Source organism: Capnocytophaga leadbetteri (assembly GCF_003054025.1).
GTDB classification, from domain to species: domain Bacteria; phylum Bacteroidota; class Bacteroidia; order Flavobacteriales; family Flavobacteriaceae; genus Capnocytophaga; species Capnocytophaga leadbetteri.
Map to the genome: position 1 here is coordinate 46,735 of NZ_QBKG01000007.1, position 22,305 is coordinate 69,039.

The following is a 22,305-nucleotide window of genomic DNA, read 5'->3' on the forward strand; positions in this document are numbered from 1 at the left end:
ATTTGAGAATATATTTGCAATTTAAAAATGAATGTATAATTTTGTAGCTCTCAAGATATTATTATACTTGAAATGCTATAAGTATGAAAAAAGCCTTATTTCTTATCTTTTTATGGGTAGCAAGTTGGTCTTTTGCTCAATTACCTGATACTACTCCTTCAGTAATGCTCAAGTCCTATGTTCAAAAAGATAAAATACTGCTCCGTTGGGCAGTAAGTACTCCTATTGAATGGCAGAAAGCAAATCAAAAAGGTTTTGTTCTTCACAAAATACTCCTCAAAAAAGATGGTAATCTTCTCGAAAATCCTGAAAAACAAACTATAGCCACTCTAAAACCTAATAAACAAGAAGATTGGATAGACTTCATTCAAAAAGATAATTATGGAGCTATCATTGCTCAAGCATTATATGGTGAATCCTTTTCTGTAGAACAAGATAGTAAAAATGGTATTTCTAAGATTGTAAATATGGCAGAAGAGTTAAATCAGCGTCATACTTTTGCCCTTTTTGCAGCAGATATGTCGTTTGTAGCAGCTCAAAAAGCAGGTTGGGGATTTATAGATACCGATGTAAAAGCAGGAGAAACCTATATTTATCAGGTAGAAGTTCTCGGAATGCCTGAAGTAGAATCTTCAGCTGTAATGGTAGGGCTTTCTGATGTTGAAACACTTCCTAAGATTCACGATTTCACTGCTATTCCTGATGATAAAAAGGTACTTTTTTCTTGGGGAATTACCTATTTAAAAGATATATATACTTCTTATATCATAGAACGTTCTGAAAATGGCACTGACTTTCATTCTATTTCTTCTACGCCTATTGTAGATATGAATGGAACAAGTAAAAAACAAATGTTTTATGCAGCTACTTTAGAAACAAATGATACACCTTACTTCTTTCGCATTTATGGTATCAATGCCTTTGGCGAAAAGGGTACTCCTTCAGCACCTATAAAAGTACAAGGTATCTCTGCTACTACAGCTGTCCCTCGTATATCCGATTATAATTTCATTAACGAAGGGGTAGAACTTATTTGGGAATACCCTAAAGAAGCTGAAAAGGCTACTGAAAAATTTGAACTTTGGCACAATACTAAAGAAGATGAGAACTATCAAAAAGTATTAGACAACATCAAAAAAGAGGATAGGACACTCGTATATAAGAAACTTTCAGCGTCTAACTACTTCAAAATAGCCTCAGTTGATAAGCAACAAAAGCGACATTTTTCGCATAGCACTTTAGTGCAACCATCCGATTCTATTCCTCCTGCCCAACCTATTGGTTTACAAGGGAAAATAGATAGTTTAGGTGTGATTACTCTTTCGTGGAAAGCTAATACAGAAGCTGATTTAGCTGGCTATAGAGTGCTCAGAGCTAATACTGATAAAGAAGAATTTGTAGATATTTTTAATCATATCATCACTGAAAATACAGCCCGTGATACGGTGAGTTTCTCTCTTTCTAATAAAAAAGTGTATTACAAAATTTTAGCAGAAGATTTGCGTTACAATCGCTCTCTTCTTTCTGAAGTAATAGTAGTTGAAAAACCTGACAAAACCCCGCCTACAGCTCCTATTTTTAATAATTTCACTACGGAAAACGGAAATATAACACTCTATTGGATAAGCAGTTCAAGTGATGATGTAGAAAGTTATACACTAAGTAGAAGAGAAAAAGGAAGTGAAAAATGGCAATCACTAGAAGTATTTAACAAGGAAACCAATACATTTACTGATGAAACTACCGAAGGTGGCAAAACATATGAGTATCTCATTCAAGCAAAGGATAAAGCAGGATTATGGTCAAGTGCAGACAATGCAACCATAACCATAAAAGCACCTATAAGAGCTGACAAAGTAATGAAAAGTATAGATTTTGTAACTGATAGGGAAACGCGTTCTATATCTTTGTTCTGGAAGTATCAAAAAAATGCCAAAGTAATCGAGATTCAGATTTACAAAAATGTAAAAGGCACACCATCCTCGCTCTGGAAAGTGCTCACCCCAAAACAACAACATATCACCGATAAAGAAATACATATCAATACGATATATGAATATTACTTTTTACCTTCATTAGCTAATGGCAAACCCGCACAAGGTGAAAAAGTAGAAGTTAATTATTAATTTTTAAACACTTACACTATGAAAAAAGTATTTTTGTTAATCGCCCTAATGGCGACTGTATTTGCAAGCAATGCTTGTGCAAAAAAAGATGATACTAAACCTCAAGAACAACCTAACACCCTTGAACAAAAACTGATTGGGAAGTGGAAACATCTTTTTATTGTAGCCCAGTAAAACATCAAAAATACATTGGATTTTTCAAAAATAAGATTCTAAAAGAATGAGACGTTATACATTTTTCATAATATTTTTATGCACCTCATATTGTTTTTCACAACAATATGAGGTTAGGATATCTAACTTTGATTATAGGGCTCGTACAACAGCAAGTAGGTGTGGAACTAATGAAATGTGGTTAGAAATTGAATTGATAAATGGTAGCAAGCATAGAATAGATGGAAATGGAGGAAAAACCAAAAAACAAAGTTATTACATACCTCAAAGATATGATATTCCTATCAAATCTATAATATTTCATTCTTTTATACATAGTAGCGCAGGGTGGTTTTGTGAAGGCGGGACAGCTTCAATTAATTCTAAAATACCTGTAAAATCTTGTGTGAAAGATTTTTATGTAAGTAGTGGTTATGGGAAAGATTATGGCGAGGCTGCTTATCTAAACATATCATTCAATTATGAAATAAGTCCAGTTACTGTACTTACTCAGACTTCTTATGAGATAGGGTATAATGATTATCTAACCTTAGAAATAGATAATGATAGTAAAAATCTACCTTCTGAACTATTTAAGTATGAGTATATTCTTGAATCCAACCGTAATCTTAATGGGTGGAATGATTTACCTATTGAATATCAAGGAAAAAAGAATCCTAAAATTAGATTAAGAGATTTTTTACCTACTTCTGTTATAGGAAATAGAATTAAAATTAGAACAAAATCTTCTTGCGGAGGGCAATATAGATCTGATTTTGTACTTTATGACATCAAAAATTCTCTCCCAATTCTTAAAAATGATAATAACGATGTTATCATAACTAATTGTTATGGTGATAAAGCTAACTATACGCTACGCTTTGATCGCCCTTTAAAAGAAGGTGAAAAAATGTCTTTCAATATCAAAAAGAATGGAACTTTATTAGCTTCTTATAATAATAAAGAAAAATTAGATGAGGACAATACTTTTACTTTTGAAAATTTAGAAGCAGGAACTTATGCCGTTTCTTATTTGGGAAATGGCTCAGCAAATACTTATACTCCTTACACAGATGGGCATCCTTTTGTATTTACTATCAAAAATCCTACACAAGTAGAATTTTATAACCAAGCTATTATATCTCCTTTTTGTTTTGCAGGAAATGATGGTAGCATTACTATTCTAGCTCAAGGAGGAAAAGGTTCATACCAAATTAGAAAAAATAATGAGGAATGGACTAATTTTTCTAGTGGGAATAAACATACTTTTTCAAATCTTTCTGAAGGTACTTATACAATTAGTGTAAGAGATATAAATGGATGTATAGGAAAAGTTAAAAATCAAAATACTGAAGCTATGGTGGTAAAGCTGAAATCTCCTTTACCTATAAAAATTTCTTATCCTGTAGCATTACAAATAAGACCTAAATTTCCTAAATCTACTCAAGGAAGTATAACAGCGGTTGTTGAGGGAGGCACTGTTTATCCTATTCAGAAATACTTTTTCTCTTGGAAGCGAAAGAAAGAAGATAATACAGAAGAAGATATTACTTCACGTGCAAGGACTCACTATGATACAACAGAGAAAAAATATTATATCACGGTGGATAACCTTCCTCAAGGAAATTACTATTTAACAGTTAAAGATATAAACCATAATAGTTCCTCACAAAGAGCTAATTGTTTAGTTGAAGATAGTCATTTCGAACTAAAAGCTATTCCTCTTTTAACGGCTAAAATTAAACATCCCAAATCCATCTCCTGCAACTCTCAAAATGAATTTGGTAACGAAGAGGATAAAACCCCTTATGACGGTCAGCGAGATGAGAGTCAAAATGGGATATTAGAAATTGAAGCTTCAGGAGGTGCGCCTTTTACAGGCACTCAAAATGGAGGCAAACCTTACATATACACTTGGAAAAAACAAGATAAAAATGGGAATTGGGTTACTTTAGATAACGACACTGATACAGCTAAAAACCTATCTGAAGGTAAATACGCTATTAATATACAAGATGCTAATGGTATTGTATTGGGTGAATACAACACTCATACAGTAACCAAAGTGATAGATGTGGTTTATGAACTCAAAGAACCTGCTAAACTAACTCTTACACTCCAAAAAACAGATGCCACTTGCAGGGGTAATGATGGTAAAATTACTGCTATTCCTGCTGGAGGTACCCCTCCTTATACTTATCTTTGGTCTAATGGGGCTACTACTGCCTCCATTGAAGACTTGCTACCTATGCCTTATACGGTTGAAATCAAAGATGAGGCAGGCTGTATTGTGCAAGGAAGTACAGCTGTTATGCAACCCAATAGCCTTACGGTTACAGGTACTATCACCCCGCTTCGTTGCCATAATGCCGCTAATGCCGCTATAGCTCTTGCTGTACAAGGAGGCACAGCACCTTACCAATACCTATGGAATACAGGAGCTACGACTTCAAATATAAGTAATCTTCCTTCAGGAGAATACAAGGTAAAAATAACTGATGCTCAAGGCTGTGCTTACTTCAAAACTTTTATTATTGAAAACCCTCCTAAATTTGAGATTGACTTAGGAGAGAATCGCACGCTTTGCAACGGACAAACACTTACCTTAAATATAGCTATTAATGATCCACAAGCTACTTACCTATGGACTGGTGACAATGGTTTTTCTTCTAATACGCCTCAGGTAACTTTATCTGAGAAAGGTACTTATACAGCTACAGTAACTACTAAAGATGGTTGTATAGCAACAGATGCTATTACTATTGAAAGTGCAAATACTCAAATAGCTTCTGAATTCTTACTCACTACCCAAGCCTATGAGAATGAAGAGGTAATATTAGTAAATACCAGTAATCCTAAAGGGGAAACTACCCAGTGGTTAGTACCCGAAAATGAAGCCATTGAAATCACCAATAAAAGTGATGACTATATCTCTCTTATCTTCAAAGCAAAAGGTGAATACCGCATAGGTATCAAGCAAACACAAGGTAATTGCTTTGAGTTATTCTACAAGAATATTATTGTAGAACCCGCTACAGATTTACCTAAAACTGAAAAAACTAATGAGGCTTATGTAAGAGAATTTGAAGTAGCACCTAACCCTAACAATGGTAAGTTCAAAGCCAAAGTAGTTTTAGAAAAAGCAGGGGCTATCAAATTCCGCTTATATAGTATCACAGGACAATTAGTAAACGAGAAAAACTCAGCTTCAGCTACTGAACACTGGGTTGATTTTCAAGACCCGCTACCTGCGGCTACCTATATATTGGTTTTAGAAACACCTTACCAACGATTAAGTAAAAAAATCATTATCATTCCTTAAGTACGATGCGTTTATTCTCTTACATATTCCTTTTTCTGCTCACAACGTGGCAACTTATAGCACAAACCTATCCTGTGCAGGTAGTACCTATGCTCACACCTCCGTATAGCAGTAAGATTGCCGACTATGCCAACCCAATGGCTAATAGGGTACAACTGCAACTCATCACTACTGACTTGAGTGTGCAGAACCGCTCCGTGCAATTATATGTAGAGATTAAAGGCAATGGACTTACAGCAGCCTCAGCCCCTGTGCTTTCAGGTGTTTCACCTTTGCGTATCAATGGAGGCGAAATTCTCCGCCTGACCAATGCCGAGCTGGCAAGCTACTTTCAGTTGCGCAACTTGCAAGGTATCACCTCACAACAATACACCTCCGCCTTGCCCGATGGGATGTACTCGTTCTGTTTTAGGGTAAAGGATGTGCTTAGTGGTCGCTGGCTCTCACAAAGTCATTGTGCTATTGCCTATCTAATGCTCAATGACCCTCCAATACTGAATATTCCTACTGATAATGAGCAAGTAGCTGTAACCGACTTTCAAAACATTATTTTTAGTTGGACACCGCGTCAAATTAATGCAACTAATATAACCTATTCCTTTGAATTACGTGAGATTTTAGACCCTGCCCTCGACCCTCGTTTTGCTTTCGAAGTAAGCCGACGCATACTCAAAGAAGAGGATTTGCGAATGACCACTTTCGTCTATGATGTGAGTAAACCTAACCTCATCCCTGGCAGACGCTATGCGTGGCGAGTAAGAGCTATCTCCACAGGAGGATTGGCAGAAAATAGTGTCTTTAAAAACAATGGTTATAGCGAGGTACATTCGTTTGTCTATGCAGTAAATTGTAGCAAACCGCTCTTCTTACTCAGCCAACAACAGGGAAAAAACCGTACAAAGCTGTTATGGCAAGGTCATACACTGCACCAAAAATACCATATTCAATACCGCAAAAAAGGAGTAGCTAATGCTCAATGGTTTGAAGCCTTTACCCGCAATACCCAAACTCTTATCACCGACTTAGAGGCGGGAGAGTACGAGTTTCGTGTAGGAGCAACTTGTGAAACAGAACGCTATGGTATAAACCCCAGCTATGTGTATTCTGATATACAGACTTTTAAAATAGAAAAAACACAAAGTACTACCGAATCAGCCTACAACTGTGGTATTGTACCTAAAATAGCGATTACCAATCAAAAACCTTTGGGCAGTTTGGTAACAAATGAAGTGTTTGTAGCAGGTGATTTCTCGGTTACCATTTTGGAAGTGAGTGGTAATAATGGTATTTTCTCAGGTAAAGGATTTATAAAAGTTCCTTACCTGAACGATACAAAGTTAGCTGTAGAGTTTGAAAATATAAAAATCAATGCCGACTATCAACTTACCGATGGTGTTGTAAAAACTACCTATGATAGCGATTGGAAAGGTGTACAGTTTGCAGAAAACCTCATAGGTCAAGGTGAAAAATCCAAAGATATTGATGTACCTTTCGAGATTGAAAAGGTAGAAACTCGCAATGGTGAAATAGTAGTTATAGGTAAAGACGGTCGCAAAGAAGTATTTCCATTTGCAGGTAATGATTCTTCTGTTAAAGGAAAAGTTACCACTACTACCAATGGAGTAACCACTACCGAAGAAAAGATATATCACATAGATAAAGACGGTAAAGTATCTACTCCCCAAGCTGTAGCACAAGGAGGTAAACCTACCAAAGAAAATACCAATGGTGTTACCAAAGAAGGCGAAGTAACAGCCCTTACCGCCAAAGGTATTGAGGTAACTTTTGAAAATACAGCCGACTCTAAATACGCTTATGAAGTTCCTACCAAAGCCTATAGTAAGGACTACCAAAAGATGGATGGTAAGTACATTCCATTTAAAGCAGTAGTAAAAGGCGAAACAGAACCTTTCTTAGCCAAAATACATATCACCGATAAGAATATTAGCGCTGATAGTCTTATCTTCAAAACCGATAAAGGCGCACTCATCGAATCTAAACGCATAGAAGGTTCTGACGACTTTTTGCTTACCCTCAAAGGTTTCCATAGCTTTGCTGTAGAACAAGTACAAGCTACTATCAAACAAGGTAAAAAGTATCAAATCGCAGGGGTGTTTAACTTGGTACATCTTTCACCTAAAACTGCTAAAGTAGTCCTTGTACCTACTGCCAAAAACCTTTCTATCGATACAGATAGGGTAAAGGCTATTTACAGCAAAATAGGAGTAACTTTAGATATCACTTGGGCAGCACCTTTTGACATTACCCCTTATTTGAGTGATGGTGTATTGGAAACCAAAGATGTATTTGGCGACCTTACCGACTACAGTTTGTCGCAACAAAAGATTATCAACGCCTATAAAGCCACAGGTGAGGTAGCCAATGATACCTATTACGTATTTATTACCAATGCCAAAAGCAGTACCGGACAAGGAGGCTATATGGCACTCGGTGGACAGTTTGGTTTTGTATTCGACCAAACCGAAAGAACCCTTGCTCACGAATTGGGTCACGGAATATTTAAACTAGCACACCCATTCAAGAAAAAACAACAAGGCAATGTCCCCTCATTAATGGACTACACCACTGATGAGGATTTACTTTTTGCTGATTGGAAGCAAATCAATGATCCTGCGTTTAAAGTGGGAATATTTCAAGGACAGAAAGATGGTTTAAGAGTCTCCGAAAAATATTTTATATCAGGACATAATAAAGGAATTGCCCCTAATGGAAAAGTTATAGTTGAGATCAACACTACTAAAACTGGGTATAAAGCTCGTTTTGGCATTGAATATGGAGATTATTACATTCATGGTATTAAACTATATGATGAGGCTGGTAATAGTGTTGAAAACGAGTCATACATTTGGGATGGGACAGATTTTGTAAACACTGCAACCTCTAAAAGTATAGCAGAGACAAGTGCTATAGAACTTGTGTATAACTCTGCTAAAGAATCTGTCAAAACCTATATTTATCAAGTCATAGATGATTGTAAATATCGGTTTGCAGAGATAGATTATAAACCTTCAGATAGTATTGGTGAAATAAAATCGTCTAAATGGAAAACTAAATACCTTCTTGATGCAGAAAAATCTTGCACAAAGAATTTCATATTAGATATATTAGAAAAAGATAGAGAAGAATGCTCTAAAGAAGAAATAGATGAAGTATCAAAAATATTAAATCAATCTATTAAAACTCCTGAAAAAGCGGTAGACATTATAAATAATAGCTGTCTGTCAGCCTTGAGAAATCTATCTTATCAAAAGAAACAATACTTTATAGACCTTATAGCTTCACAAGAGAAGTTGAAAAACATTTCAGAATTAGCTATCTTGCGTTTGATGAATGCTCTTTCTGAAAGTGATTATGCCAACTTTTTCAATCATTTAGAGGCTAATAACAACTACTTAATAAGACATCTTATTGATCAAATAGATGATAGCTACTTTTTTATAGGTTCAGCAGGAGGAAATAGTGGAGGGAAAAACTACACTAACTTTATAGGAGCTTTGGTGTGGATGTTTAACCATAACCCAGCCTCTATTGAAGATAGGTGGGGTAAAAATGAAGATGATTTTGTCAAAAGAACACTCAACTTAAACCCTATTACTTATAGTAAAGATATGGAATCCTCTTGGCATTTTGAGTATACTTTAAAAAATAATAAGGGAGAATACATAGCTTCGACGGGAAGGATTAAGCTTTATGATGTTTATGATACCCATACTTATAATACTTTTGACAGCAAAGGAACGGGACAATTTTCCACTTCGAAGGAAGAACCTATAGGAGAAGTTTCTCCATTAACACCACTTATTATCATCCCTGATAAGAACAAAGTTCCTTTGATACAAACAGCATTGGAAGGGAATGATTTAGGGAATGAAGTATATATAGTACCTGCAATTTTCTTAAAGTATAATGATGATAAGATTCTCAATGATTATATAGAGACAGGAGTTTTCACTACCTTAGATATAGCAACAATAGCGCTTAGTGGAGGAACCGCTTTGGCAACCAAAGTGCATTGGGTACGTCGTGCTTGGGCACTGGCAGAAGTAGTAGGAGCTGTCGGGAATATAACAGCAAATACAATTAAAGAAATAAATGGAGATAATAAAGAGTTAAGAGAAATTGTCGATATTTATAATATTGCAATGGGAACTATCGGGATCAAGAATCTCGGACAAGTAGGTTATAAGTTTGCGAAGAACCTACCACAAACTACAAAAAATCTTCTCCAGAAGAATGGAAACTTAAGAACTCAACTCGTTAAAAGTTATCAAGATTGGAAAAGAAGAATAGGACAGCTCAAGACATCAAAGAAATTTGAGAAACTTGCTGATAATGAAAAGAAGTTGTTAGAAGGGCAAGAAGAGGGCTGGAAATTATTAGGCTTTGTAGATGATATTAAAGATGTTGATAGGTTAAAAGACTTTTTAACCAATGATGCCCGTCTGGTGAGCTTGATTAAGAAGCTAAACGCTAAGTTCAACAAGGTAGATGATTTTGCAAAACGTTTTGAAGAACTCTATCAAAAAGTACATAAAAATTCCGTAAAAGCTATAGATGACCTTATGGACGACCTTAAGCATCTATTTACAGACCACATAGATGAGATTCCTGAAGGACAATTAGTAGCTTTCTTAAACGAGCTTTTAGAAACTGGTGATAAGTTTAAAGCAGGTGCTACCTCTTTAGAGGTAATCCGAAATATCAAATCCTACCTACCCGCTAAATTCCATAGCACCCTGCAAAAATTAGAATTAGAAGACCTTATTTCTTATGCAGATGAGGCAGGTGATTTTAGGTTTGATATCAAGTGGCAGGCTAAAACTTTGGATAAATTTAATCAAGAGAGAGAAATTAGTATCTTCATAGATACTAAAAACTATTCTAAAGTAGGCAATATGTTTAAAGACTTAGGGCAATATAAAGCATATTTAAGAGAGATTAATAACTTTGATCAGCTGTATATTATTCAACAAGGAGGTAGAGGTATTACAAAAGAAGATATCATTAAAAAACTTGAAAGTGCTATAGCTAAAGATGCTGAAGCTGTATTTGATGCTAAAAAATCTATTTGGTTAAATATGGGTATTGAATCAGCCGAAGACTTAAGAGACTTCGCAAAAACTAAAAAATTATCAACTTCTACTAAATATAGTTCATTTCAAGAAAGTATTAAAGTAACATTTTAATTTATGAAGTTTAGAAAAATAAAAGAAATCCAAAAAGTAAAAGCTTTTGACCCAAAAACAGAGGTGTATTCAGTAGATGAACCTACTAAAGGAATACTTTTTAATGAGGTCTTTATACCTTTAGAAAAAGTACCATTAGACATAATAGCAATAGGTCAAAAAATCTTCACAGTAGATGGAGCAAGGTGTTTAAAAATATGGCAAGATGGGATACTTTTAAAAACTATTGAAAAAGCAGATTTATTATCTCCTTCTAATGATAAATGGGTTTGGAAGTATTATCTTGATAAAAAAGATTACAAAAATTACTTCAATATTCTTGATTTAGAAATCAACCAGCTAATTTTCAAAGAGTATATCCCATATAAGCTATATGTAGAAAAAAATATCATTATAGCGTATGATATTTTCGAGGGAGAGATAAAGCGTATCAATACCGATACAGAAACACTTTGGCAATTTACCATTGCTTCCTTAGGGGATTCTCCTTATCCTGATGAGGAGGATAGAATAGATAAAATAGTAGGTATTGCAAACGGAAATCTATGGGTTTATACCAATTTGTATCGTTTAATTGCCTTAGATATTGAAACAGGAAATGTACAATACCATACTGATTGCTTTGGCGTTCAGTTAGATGAAGTTACTAAAAATATTTTTTCTATCGCTTCAAACGGTTGGACAGTTATAGATACTCAAACACTTACAGTGAAAGAGAGTTACTTCTTTTCAGAAGAAGACCCCAATATGGGACAATATAAATCTATATTTGACCCTTTACTGCAAGGAGATTATTTTACATTTGTAGGTTCTAAACCTAAGGAACATTGGGGTATTGGTTGGATAGGTATTTTTGATTACAAAGCGAGAAAATTAGTATGGGAACACGAACTCATTTCTGAAGAAGAAAGAAAAAATACTCGCAATCACTTAGCGGCTACCCAACCTTTATATATGAGTGGTAATAAATTGTATATCAAAGATATAAAAGATAACTTGTACATTTTTGAAAGAGAAGAATAGCTTCAAAAACTTAGGGCAATATAAAGCATATTTAAGAGAGATTAATAACTTTGACCAGCTATATATTATCCAACAAGGAGGTAGAGGTGTTACTAGAGAGGATGTTGTAAAAAGATTACAAAGTGCTATTAAAAAAGAAATAAATGATGTTTTTGAAATAATCTGGAAAAATGAAAATTTAAGAACCACATTATTTAATAATAGTAAAAGAGAGAAAGCACTGAAAGATTTTACAAACTCTATAGATAACAAAAGTTACAAGCTATTTGATTCAATTTTAATAACAAAGTAATATGAAATATTCAAAAATTTCCACTATCAATAATGTGTCTACTTATTTCTTAAAAGACAACTTTTTGTTCTTTGATTCAGGAAAACAATTGCAAGAGCATATATTGTTTATGAATAATGAACTTATAGGCTTAAAAGGTCTTTCAGATTATTTTTTTATGAAAGATACTATACTTTTCAATAAATGGGGAGAGAAAGGTAGCTTTTCATACAACATAAACACAAGAGAAGTAACACAAATAGAAGAAAATCAGCAAATAACAGCATTAAAAGATAATATCTTGATATATGATGATGAAAATGACATATATTATTATAAAGATTTATCTTTCAAAAATCTATTTTCATCAAGTTACTTTTTTAATATAATAGCAGAAGATTGCGGTTTTGCTTATGACACAAATAAAGTGTTAAAGCTAAATTTTCAAGATAAAATTCTTTGGCAATTTACCATTGCTTCCTTAGGCGGTTCTCCTTATCCTGATGAAGAGGATAGAATCGGAGAATTTTTAGGCATTACTAACAATTATCTATGGATAGTAACCAACTTAGGTCGACTTATTGCCTTAGATATACAGACAGGGGAAGTCCAAAAAGTAGCCTCTCCTCATACAACAGATGAGAAATATAATTATCATTTAAACAAAGCTTTTGGATACATTTATATAAAACAAGAAGACGGAAATTTGTATTGTATGTCATATAATATGGTTACCATTATAGATACTCAAATATTTGCCATAAAAGAAGAATATAATTTTCGCGAGGAAGACCCCGAAGGAATGGTGCAATATGAGTCTGTTTACACCCCTCTCCTTCAAGGTGATTATTTCACCTTTTTAGGTTCTAAACATAAAGAATATGGAGGGATAGGTTGGATAGGTATTTTTGATTACAAGGCGAGAAAGTTAGTATGGGAATACGAACTTCTTCCTTTTGAAGAAAGAAAAGCTACTCGCAATCGTTTAGTTGCCCCCCAACCCTTATATATGAGTGGTAATAAGTTGTATATCAAAGATATAAAAGATAATTTGTACATTTTTGAAAGAGAAGAATAACTACCAAAACTTAGGACAATATAAAGCGTCTTGTCCTGAAATAAGATTACAGTGATAAGTCTTAAAAGCAAAGGCTAAAGATATACAATAAACAAAGAAAGTAGCTTACTACTTCTTTGAAAATCTACGGACTAACTAATTTTAGAACGGACAAAAGAAATAACAAATAAAATCAAAAAACAATAACTATGAGTTTATACCGATATTTTACCATTTGTTTAATAGCTTTTGTAGTAGTTTCTTGTTATCGAGAGACAGAAATTCCTGTAAAGGCTTCTTTTCAAATGAGTTTTAAAAATGGCGATGAATCAGTACTCGTTTATGTAAAGATGAACAACACCTCTTCAGGGGGAGAGCATTACCAGTGGGAGTTCGAAAGTGGTACGCCTAGTACCTCTACTGAAAAATCTCCTGAAGTGCTCTATACACAACACGGCTCATACAAAGTAAAGCTAACAGTTACTAACGAATATAAAGAATCAGATACTCAAGAGCAAACTATCACAATAAAAGATGCTATCAAAAAAGCAAGCTTTACAAAAGAGATTGTAATGAATAGCTACCCTCCTGTAACGGTGCAGTTTACTAATACTACTCAGGGAGAGAACCTCACTTATAAATGGCTTTTTAAAGGAGGCATCCCTGAAACTTTTGAAGGTAAAACACCTCCTACAGTGGTCTTTTCTACAGAAGGCAAACACGAAATAACTTTAGAAGTTTCTAATGGGTATGATCGTCAAACCTTTTCAGATTTTGTAGAGGTAAAACCTGCTATTAAACCTGCTTTTTCTTGGCAGACACCTATTGAGGATGAGGATTTACAAGTGCCTGTAAATATCACCTTGCAAAATAGAACTGAAAATGCTATTTCATATCAATGGACATTTCAGGGTGGCACTCCTAATACTTCTACTGAAGTAAATCCTAAAGTAACCTATACTAATGCTGGTACTTATACTATAATACTTGTAGCCTCTAATGGTAAAACAACTCAAACTTTACAGAAACAAATTACAGTATATCCTGATACTGGTATTTATGTATTAGAAAATGTGAAATTAGGAATTAATTACGCCCATAACAGCGAAAAAGTAGCAGCTTTCTATTCCACAAAACTGAAGAAATCTTTTTTCTCTAAAGATATTACAGCTGAAAATGCGCCTTTGATAGATATAGTTTTTCAAGGAGGTAGCCCTACTTTTACAAGCAATAAATTTGTATCTCCAACTGAGGCACAAAAATATGCTTTCTTTCCTATTACAGGAGCAAAAACAACTGTTTTTGTCAATTCACAAGAAATATGTAATTGCGGGCTCAATTTTACTGAAGAAAATTTCAATGCAATGACAAATGATACCCCTTTACGTGCACTTTCCATTACACATTCGGCAGCGGGAGCACAAGCATTTACCAATACGCTGCCTCGAATAGTGTTATTTCAAACCCACGATGGTAGAAAAGGAGCTATCAAAATAAAGCAATTTGTAAGCAAAGGTGCAGAAAATTCATATATTTTGTGTGATATAAAAGTTCAAAAATAAATAGATAATGAAACTATTATTAAAGTATATGCTTTTGGGAGGACTTTTATGTATATCTTTTGGTAGCAATGCACAAGATTTAGACATAGAGGCAATGACTAAAGATACAAAGTTTAAAGTAAGTGGAGGCATCAATGCTGATGCTATGTTTTTCAGTTCTTCCGCTGAAAAAAGTACCTTTACTTATATGCTTACAGGAAGTTTGAATTTTAGTTTTCTTACCTTTTCAATGCCAGTGAGTTACTCTATTACCAATCAAGGAAATGCTCTGAACTATAAAGTCCCTTTTGACTTTAATAGATTTAGTATTGCTCCTAAATACAAATGGATAAAATTGTACTTAGGCGACCACACGCTCACTTACTCTCCTTATACGCTCAACGGACATCCTTTTCGTGGAGTAGGAATAGAATTAACACCTAAAGGAGCGTTGAAATTTAGTACAATGGGAGGACGCTTACTCAAAGCGGTAGAAGAAGATAAAAATATAGGGCAAGCAGCAGTTTTTGAGAGATATGGTTCAGCTATAAAGGTCAATTTTGACAAAGAAAAATATAAGGTAGAATACAGTAGCTTATATGCTTGGGATGCTAAAAATTCATTAGAACATCCTACTGATATTTCTCCTAAGTCTAATTATGCTAATACGTTAAAGTTTGCTACAACTTTTATAAAAAACTTGAGCTTAGAAGTACAATATGCGCTTTCTATCATTCAGGAAAAGACCCCTCTTAGAGCTGAGGATAATTCATTAGACTATTTGCTTTCCACCTCCAAAAGTAGGGCTTTTGATGCTCATTTAAACTATCTGATAGGAAAAGCAAATGTAGGAATTGTATACGAGAATATCGATCCTACTTATCGTACTTTTGGAGCTATGTATTTCAATAATGATTTGGAGAATATCTCTCTTACCTTTGCCCGTCCGTTTTTCAAAGACAGAGTGAGTATTACCACACAATTAGGATACCAACGCGACAATTTAAAAGAACAGAAAAATCAAACAGCTGTGAGATTAGTAGGAAGTGCTAATGTAAACGCAAAGATTTCAGAAAAACTAAACGTATCAGGTTCATACTCTAATTTTACATCCACTACTAACCGTCGTTTAAACGAGTTCGATTATATCAACAACCCGAATATGAATCCTGCCGATACACTTACTTATCGTCAGCTTTCTCAAAACGGAAATGTGAATATGAATTATGTTTTTGGAAAAGATAAAAATCAGAATGTTAATTTCAACTATTCTATTGCAGGACAAGCCAATGAACAAGGAGGTATTATAGGTAGAGGGCAAGCTAGTTTAGTGCAAAATTATAATGCAGCTCATACCATTAGCTTTTCTTCTCTGCAAATGAATGTGAATACCTCTGCTAACTACACTCAAAATAAAGTGGGTAGAGATAGTACCAATTTTTATGGAGGAAGTGTTACAGTAGCCAAAAAGTTTTTCGAAAATAAACTTAATACAAGTTTAGGAACTCTTTATAATCGAACGAATGATTCCTTAGGGAATAGTGTTTTAGGAATCAAGTGCAATGTATCGTATGTACTGCTTGAAAAGCACAATTTTTCATTTTATGGAATGCAGATGTTTAGAAGTTCTCAGCAAAAATCAGCTGAAGATATAACACTAAATGTAAATTATAGTTATAGTTTTTAAAATGGTTTCACCTTAAAAAAATAGAATACAATGCGAAATATATTTTCATCTATATCTTTTGTTTTTTTTAGTCTATGGTGTTCTTTACTCTTGGGGCAGAATACTAATAACAATGACCTTACCCCTGAGAATGCTGCTCAACAAATGCAGAAAATAGAAAGGAAAGGATTGTGGGTAGATAATTTATCTTCTCAAAATATTACCTCTCTACCTATTGGTATAAAAACTCGTAAGGGAGGTGATAATGCTACCTACTCAATAGGGATTATAAAGGCAGAACTACATTCTGACTATACTGAATTACAGGTATTTGCTAAAGTAGATATTCCTCAAAAAGGAGAGGATGGTCGTCCTATTTCTTTATTTTTTGGAGCAAACAATGTCAAACTTTCTCACAGTGGAGGTATCATAGGAGATGCCAAATTAGCTTTGCTCGGCGACATAGCTATTCCTATCCATAAAGATGCTTGGCAACTTACTCTTTACGGAGGTTTTAATAAAGAAACAGGACAAAGTGAAGATTTAACTTATGCAATAATAGACTGTGATGGGTTTAAAGAGTTTCACCTATCAGGAGCCGTTGAGTTCTCAAGAGAGCTCATTCTCCCTATAGAAAATGGAATAGTGAATGAAGCTAAACAAACCGTAGCAGTAACTTTGTCTAATGGACGTGTTATAGAAGCTCCTAACAGAGTAAGAGGTGATTTTAGTATTACAGCATCTGCTTGGAATGACTTGATAATGAATGTATCTCTCTCTCCTTTTGTATTGGCTAAAAAACAGAATGGAACAGACTACAATGGCAATTTTCAGTTTTTAGTCTCAAAAGCTGTACTTGATGTAAGTGATATAAAAAATGACCCTTCTGTTGTTTTTCCTAATGTGTACAACACCAAAGGTTTGTTATTTCCAGCACAAGAGAGTTGGAAAGGAGTGTATATTGATAATTTTTCAATAGGACTTCCTTCTGAATTTAAAACAAAATCAACAGCTGAAAGTGGAAAGCGTATTGAATTTTCAGCTAAAGGTCTTATCATTGATAAGTTTGGTGTTTCAGGGGTCTTTTCTGGAGATAATATATTCCCCTTGAAAGAAGGTATTACTGATAAAAATAATGCTTGGGCATATTCATTAGACCATATTGAGATACAAATAGAAACAGGTGAGTTTGTAAAAGCTAATTTTAATGGAAAAATACTGCTCCCTATTACCAATGCTTCTGAAAACAAAAATATAGAGCAATTGGGCTTGCAATACAATGGGTTGATTTCAGAGGAAAAATATAGTTTAAATGTAATAACAACTGATGAGATACAATTTGACCTTTGGCAAGCTAAAGCCTCTCTTTATAAAAATAGTTCCATAGAGTTCAAAGTAGAAAATAATCATTTTATTCCTAAAGCTGTTTTACACGGTAATATGAACTTTGCTGCCAACAAAACAGTACAAAAAGAAACACAAGAAAATCAGCAGGCAAATAATATTGTAGATTTTAAAGGAATTACTTTTGAAAACTTGAAATTGCAAACCATTTCTCCTATGATTTCAGTAGGAAGTATGGGGTATAAAAATGATGCTTCTTTTAGTAATTTTCCCGTAAGTATCAAAGGTATAGAAGTGAGAACTTTAGATAATAGAGCGGATGTGTATTTTGATGTAGCACTAAACCTAATGGATAAAAGTGAACTTTCTGCTCGAGCTAATATTGGTATTTTAGGAGAGCTAACTTCAGAAAATCATACCTACAACTATAAATTCAAAGGCTTAGACCTTTCAGCTATAGCTATAAAAGGTTCTTTTTGTGGATTTTCTATGGATGGTCAGCTTGATTTACTCGAAAATCACCCTATATATGGTAACGGATTTAATGCCGATTTAAAAGTAGAAATCAAAGGGGCTTGTGAGGTAAAAGCTAAAGCTATTTTCGGAAAAAAAGAATTTAGATATTGGTATTTTGATGCTAGTGCTAAGATTTCAACAGGCTATTTTATCAATGGCTTTGGAGGCGGTGCTTATTACAATATGAAACGAAATGCACTCGCTGCCCCTACTGAATTTTCTCCCTCAGGACTTACGTATGAACCTTATCAAGAAGGAGGATTAGGACTAAAAGCATTAGTGAGTTTTGCAATAGGTTCAGACAAGGCTTTCAATGGAGAAGCTGCTTTTGAAATGTTATTCAACAAAAATGGAGGATTAGATTTTTCTGCTATTTATGGAAAAGGAAATATTTTGGCTAATATTCCAGGAATGGAAAACATACAGAATTTAGTTTCAAAAGTATCAAAGAGTTTAGAAAATAAAGCAGCCTTCTTAGGTTTAGAAACTAATAATGAAAAACGCAGTAGTTTTGAAAAACGCTTCTTACCCCTTGCTGAAAAAGCAATACCTACTACTGCTGATAATAAGGCTACTATTCAATTTAAGACAGCTATTCAGTTTGATATAGCCAATCAAACTACGCACGGTACTCTTGATGTGTATATCAATGCTGGGTTCATATCAGGTGTAGGTGAAGGAGGTAGAGCAGGATGGGCTGTTTTTCATAAAGACCCTAATGATTGGTATTTACACATTGGTACACCTGATGATAGAATAGGTATAAAAATGGGGGTAGCAGGTGTTTCGCTTAGAACGACTTCTTATCTTATGACAGGTACAAAATTACCTGCTTCTCCACCGCCTCCTGCCAATGTAGCAAGTATTTTAGGAGTAGAAGCACAGGAACTCAATTATATGCGGGATGAAAATGCATTAGCTAATGCAGGAGGTTTTGCCTTTGGTTCAGATTTAAGTATAGATACTGGTGATTTATCATTCCTAATTTTCTATGCTAATTTCAAAGCAGGTGTTGGATATGATATAATGCTTAAGAATTATGGAGAAGCAGCGTGTAGAAATACAGGGGAACAGGTAGGTATAGATGGTTGGTATGCTAACGGACAATCTTATGCCTATTTGCAAGGTGAATTAGGAGTGCGTGTAAAATTGCTTTTTGTTAATATGAGAGTCCCTATCATTTCAGCTGGAGCAGCTGTATTAATGCAAGCTAAATTGCCTAATCCTGTATGGTTGCGAGGTTATGTAGGAGGTGAAATGAATGTATTAGGAGGACTTATCAAAGGAAAATTCAATTTCAAAGTAACTATAGGTGAACAATGTGACTTCGGGGGAGCAGCTGGTGCTTTTGAAGGAATGAAGCTCATCGCCGATGTATCTCCTAAAAATAATAGTAATGATGTAGATGTATTTGCTGTACCTCAGGCTACATTTTCAATGAAAGTAAATGAACCTTTTGAAATTCCAGAAGATAATGGAAAAAGTACTTATAGAGTAGTACTTGAAAAATTTAATGTCCTTGATGATAAAAATCAACAAGTTAAAGGTAGATTAGAGTGGTCACACTTAAAAGATAGAGCTAACTTTATTCCTGAAGATATTTTACCTCCTCAAAAGAAATTTAAAGTGCAAGTAGAAGTTAGCTTCCAAAAACAAGAGGGAGGTATATTCAGACCTATCACCCAAAACGGACAAGTAGCTAAAGAACTTGAAGAACGCACATTTACAACAGGTACAGCTCCTAATTATATTCCATTACAAAATATAGAATATGCTTACCCCGTAGTATCACAAAAATTTTTCTTAAAAGATGAGTTTGAACAAGGGTATGTAAAACTTAAACAAGGACAAGACTATCTATTTGAAGGTAATCAATGGGAAAATGGAGTGAAAATTATAGATAATCAAACTCATAAAGCACAAGAGGTGGCATTTGTTTATAACAATGATGCTAATGAGATTACTTTCGCTATGCCTAAAATACAAACAAAGTCAGCTTATAAAGTTAGCTTTTTCAGTAAACTTGTAAAAACTAATGCAAAAGATGAGAAGAGAGAAGTTACTGAAAATGTAAAGAGAACTCAGGAAGAGGGTAATGATTATGAGGTTTTACAAAAACAAGCTCAATCATTAAGTAAAGATGGCGAAATAGAACGATTAGCGTATGATTTTAGTACTAGTAAGTATAAAACGTTTAATGAAAAAATAAAAGCTATCAAAGTTTCTTATTACAACTTTATTATACATTACTCTGATGTAATTTCTCTTGCTAATAACCTTCAAAAATCAGAACCTTTTGAAGTAGTAGACCTTGTAGGTAATGAGTACTCTAAGAAAAAACCTCTAATTGCAGTAGAAGCTACTTTACAGGATGCTTATTTTAAACAATACATAAATCCTACTTTGTATAGCCAATTACCAATTGCTGGAAAATATCAATTAAGAAGAGATACAAAAGAGTGGGGACAAATACCCTCAAAGGCAATTTCTATTGATAATCATTACCTAACTAGTGTACAAAATGAAATTTTCTCGCAAGGAGTAGATAATTACTTTCCATATCAATATGATTTAGCATTGGCTTATAAGATGGATTTTGTAGATATTATCAATCAAATTTCTAATGATGTAAGCAAAGGAATGATATCTTTCTCAAGCCCTGCCCATCAATTTCTAAAAAATACTTTTACACCTATGAGAAAAGGTGATTATTATATCAAGCTTACATATACCTTACCAGGTGATAAAAAATCATCAGAAGCATTACAGATGTTTAAAAATCCTATTGATGATTAGTATAACTCCTTTATTTTTACAAAAACTCCTGTTATTTGCAGGAGTTTTTGTAATATTATCAAAAGAGAAATGTAATTAAAAAATGTACTGTAATGAAATTCTAAGAGAGTTACTCAAGGGATTAACCGTTGAAACAGTAGAAAAAAGGTAAGAAAAATCAAGTTGCCAATGTTGCATATTAAAGCCTGTGCCAATAGTAAAATATTTTTTATCCCCTTTGTTTTTATGCTGATAGAAATAGCCTGTACGCAAACACCAGTGTTGTAAATAGCTATATTCAAACCCTAAAGCCCAAGAAATTTCTCGCATCTCTTCGGAAAAACCATTGGGAGCATCTGTAAACGAAGTAAAAATACCCTCTAGAAAATCAGTCTTTTTATGTTTTTGTGTATCAGAAGGAACTAATAATTTATTGAGTTCTAAAAGTAAAGAAATATCATTCTCATTATCTATAGATAGAGTATAACTTCCACTGATTTTAAAGTTTGTAGGTAGAAAAAACGATTGTCCTAAATCCTCATATTTTATTTTACTTCCTATATTTGAAATTTGAAATCCAAATAAGTAATTTCCCAAATAATTACCTATAAGATGTTTTTCAGAAGTATAGTAACCTGAAATATCAAAAGCTATCCCTTGTGCAGTAGATTTTTCTTCTGTAGGTAATCGCAAATTAGAATGCAGGTAACGAGCCGTAATTCCCATCGAATAATATTCGCTTAATTTCAGATTATAAGACAAGTCTAACAGCCATTCTGACGGTAAAAAACTGCCTAATCGGTATATCTCACTCCCGAAAAGTTGAGTCTGTTGGATTGCTCCTATGCTAAAATAACGAAAACTACCTCCCCAAGCACTTCTGTTCCCCTTTCTATAATAACTCAAATTAGCTAGAAAAATATCACGTGATAACTTATTTAAGTAAGGTGTATAACTCATTCCTATCCCTGATTTTGGCAGAGAGAAAACATATTTTGATGAATTCCAATATTGTGAGAAAATATCAGGAGAAGAAGCACCCCCTATATCTCCTCTGCCTGAGGCTATAGCATCAGGGCTTATGAGTAAAAAAGGAAATGCTGTAATAATAGGATGTTCTTTCTCTTGTGAAAAACTATTAAACCAGTTTAGTAAGATTATAAGCGCATAGAACTTTAAATGTTTTTTATACTTCATCGTTGATAAAAATATTTATCTTGCAAAATTACACTTTTTTGATATACCCTCTAATAGTTTTATTTAAAATTGATAAAAGATATACTGTTTGCTTAGTGATTTTGAAT

11 protein-coding genes are annotated in these 22,305 nt (G+C 33.9%); 10 read left to right on the forward strand and 1 reads right to left on the reverse strand.

Annotated features, from left to right (window positions below):
* Positions 1–83 precede the first annotated feature (83 nt).
* From C8P65_RS07370 to C8P65_RS07410, 10 genes are all read left to right on the forward strand, one after another.
* Entirely contained in the window at positions 84–2,126 is a 2,043-nt protein-coding gene (locus C8P65_RS07370) for a fibronectin type III domain-containing protein (RefSeq protein WP_107782245.1), read from the forward strand.
* A gap of 18 nt (positions 2,127–2,144) precedes the next feature.
* Positions 2,145–2,300 (forward strand): hypothetical protein, encoded by a 156-nt coding sequence (locus C8P65_RS12075; protein ID WP_170069088.1) that lies wholly within the window; start codon positions 2,145–2,147, stop codon positions 2,298–2,300.
* 175 nt (positions 2,301–2,475) lie between these two features.
* A complete protein-coding gene (locus tag C8P65_RS07375) occupies positions 2,476–5,601 on the forward strand; it encodes a T9SS type A sorting domain-containing protein (protein ID WP_245887362.1) in 3,126 nt (1,041 codons plus the stop codon).
* Positions 5,602–5,606: 5 nt separating this feature from the next.
* Complete coding sequence (locus C8P65_RS12260) at positions 5,607–10,808, forward strand: hypothetical protein (protein WP_245887363.1); 5,202 nt, start codon at positions 5,607–5,609, stop codon at positions 10,806–10,808.
* Between the two features lie 3 nt (positions 10,809–10,811).
* Positions 10,812–11,831 carry a hypothetical protein gene (locus tag C8P65_RS07385; RefSeq protein WP_107782247.1) on the forward strand — a complete coding sequence of 340 codons (1,020 nt, stop codon included), beginning with the start codon at positions 10,812–10,814 and terminating at the stop codon, positions 11,829–11,831.
* Positions 11,815–12,123: a chaperone HtpG gene (locus tag C8P65_RS07390; RefSeq protein WP_107782248.1), complete on the forward strand. Its 309-nt coding sequence runs from the start codon at positions 11,815–11,817 to the stop codon at positions 12,121–12,123. The genes C8P65_RS07385 and C8P65_RS07390 overlap by 17 nt, the downstream gene beginning before the upstream one ends.
* Before the next feature lies 1 nt (position 12,124).
* Positions 12,125–13,180 carry a hypothetical protein gene (locus tag C8P65_RS12265; protein ID WP_245887365.1) on the forward strand — a complete coding sequence of 352 codons (1,056 nt, stop codon included), beginning with the start codon at positions 12,125–12,127 and terminating at the stop codon, positions 13,178–13,180.
* A gap of 188 nt (positions 13,181–13,368) precedes the next feature.
* On the forward strand, positions 13,369–14,721 hold the full coding sequence (locus C8P65_RS07400; RefSeq protein ID WP_107782249.1) for a PKD domain-containing protein: 1,353 nt from the start codon (positions 13,369–13,371) through the stop codon (positions 14,719–14,721).
* 7 nt (positions 14,722–14,728) lie between these two features.
* On the forward strand, positions 14,729–16,387 hold the full coding sequence (locus C8P65_RS07405) for a hypothetical protein (RefSeq protein WP_107782250.1): 1,659 nt from the start codon (positions 14,729–14,731) through the stop codon (positions 16,385–16,387).
* A 30-nt stretch (positions 16,388–16,417) separates the two neighbouring features.
* Positions 16,418–21,022 (forward strand): hypothetical protein, encoded by a 4,605-nt coding sequence (locus C8P65_RS07410; RefSeq protein ID WP_107782251.1) that lies wholly within the window; start codon positions 16,418–16,420, stop codon positions 21,020–21,022.
* Positions 21,023–21,097: 75 nt separating this feature from the next.
* Here C8P65_RS07410 and porV read toward each other — a convergent pair whose 3' ends face one another.
* The gene (gene porV, locus C8P65_RS07415) at positions 21,098–22,198 is read right to left on the reverse strand and encodes a type IX secretion system outer membrane channel protein PorV (protein ID WP_107782252.1); all 1,101 of its coding nucleotides are present in this window, start codon (positions 22,196–22,198) and stop codon (positions 21,098–21,100) included.
* Positions 22,199–22,305: the final 107 nt, after the last annotated feature.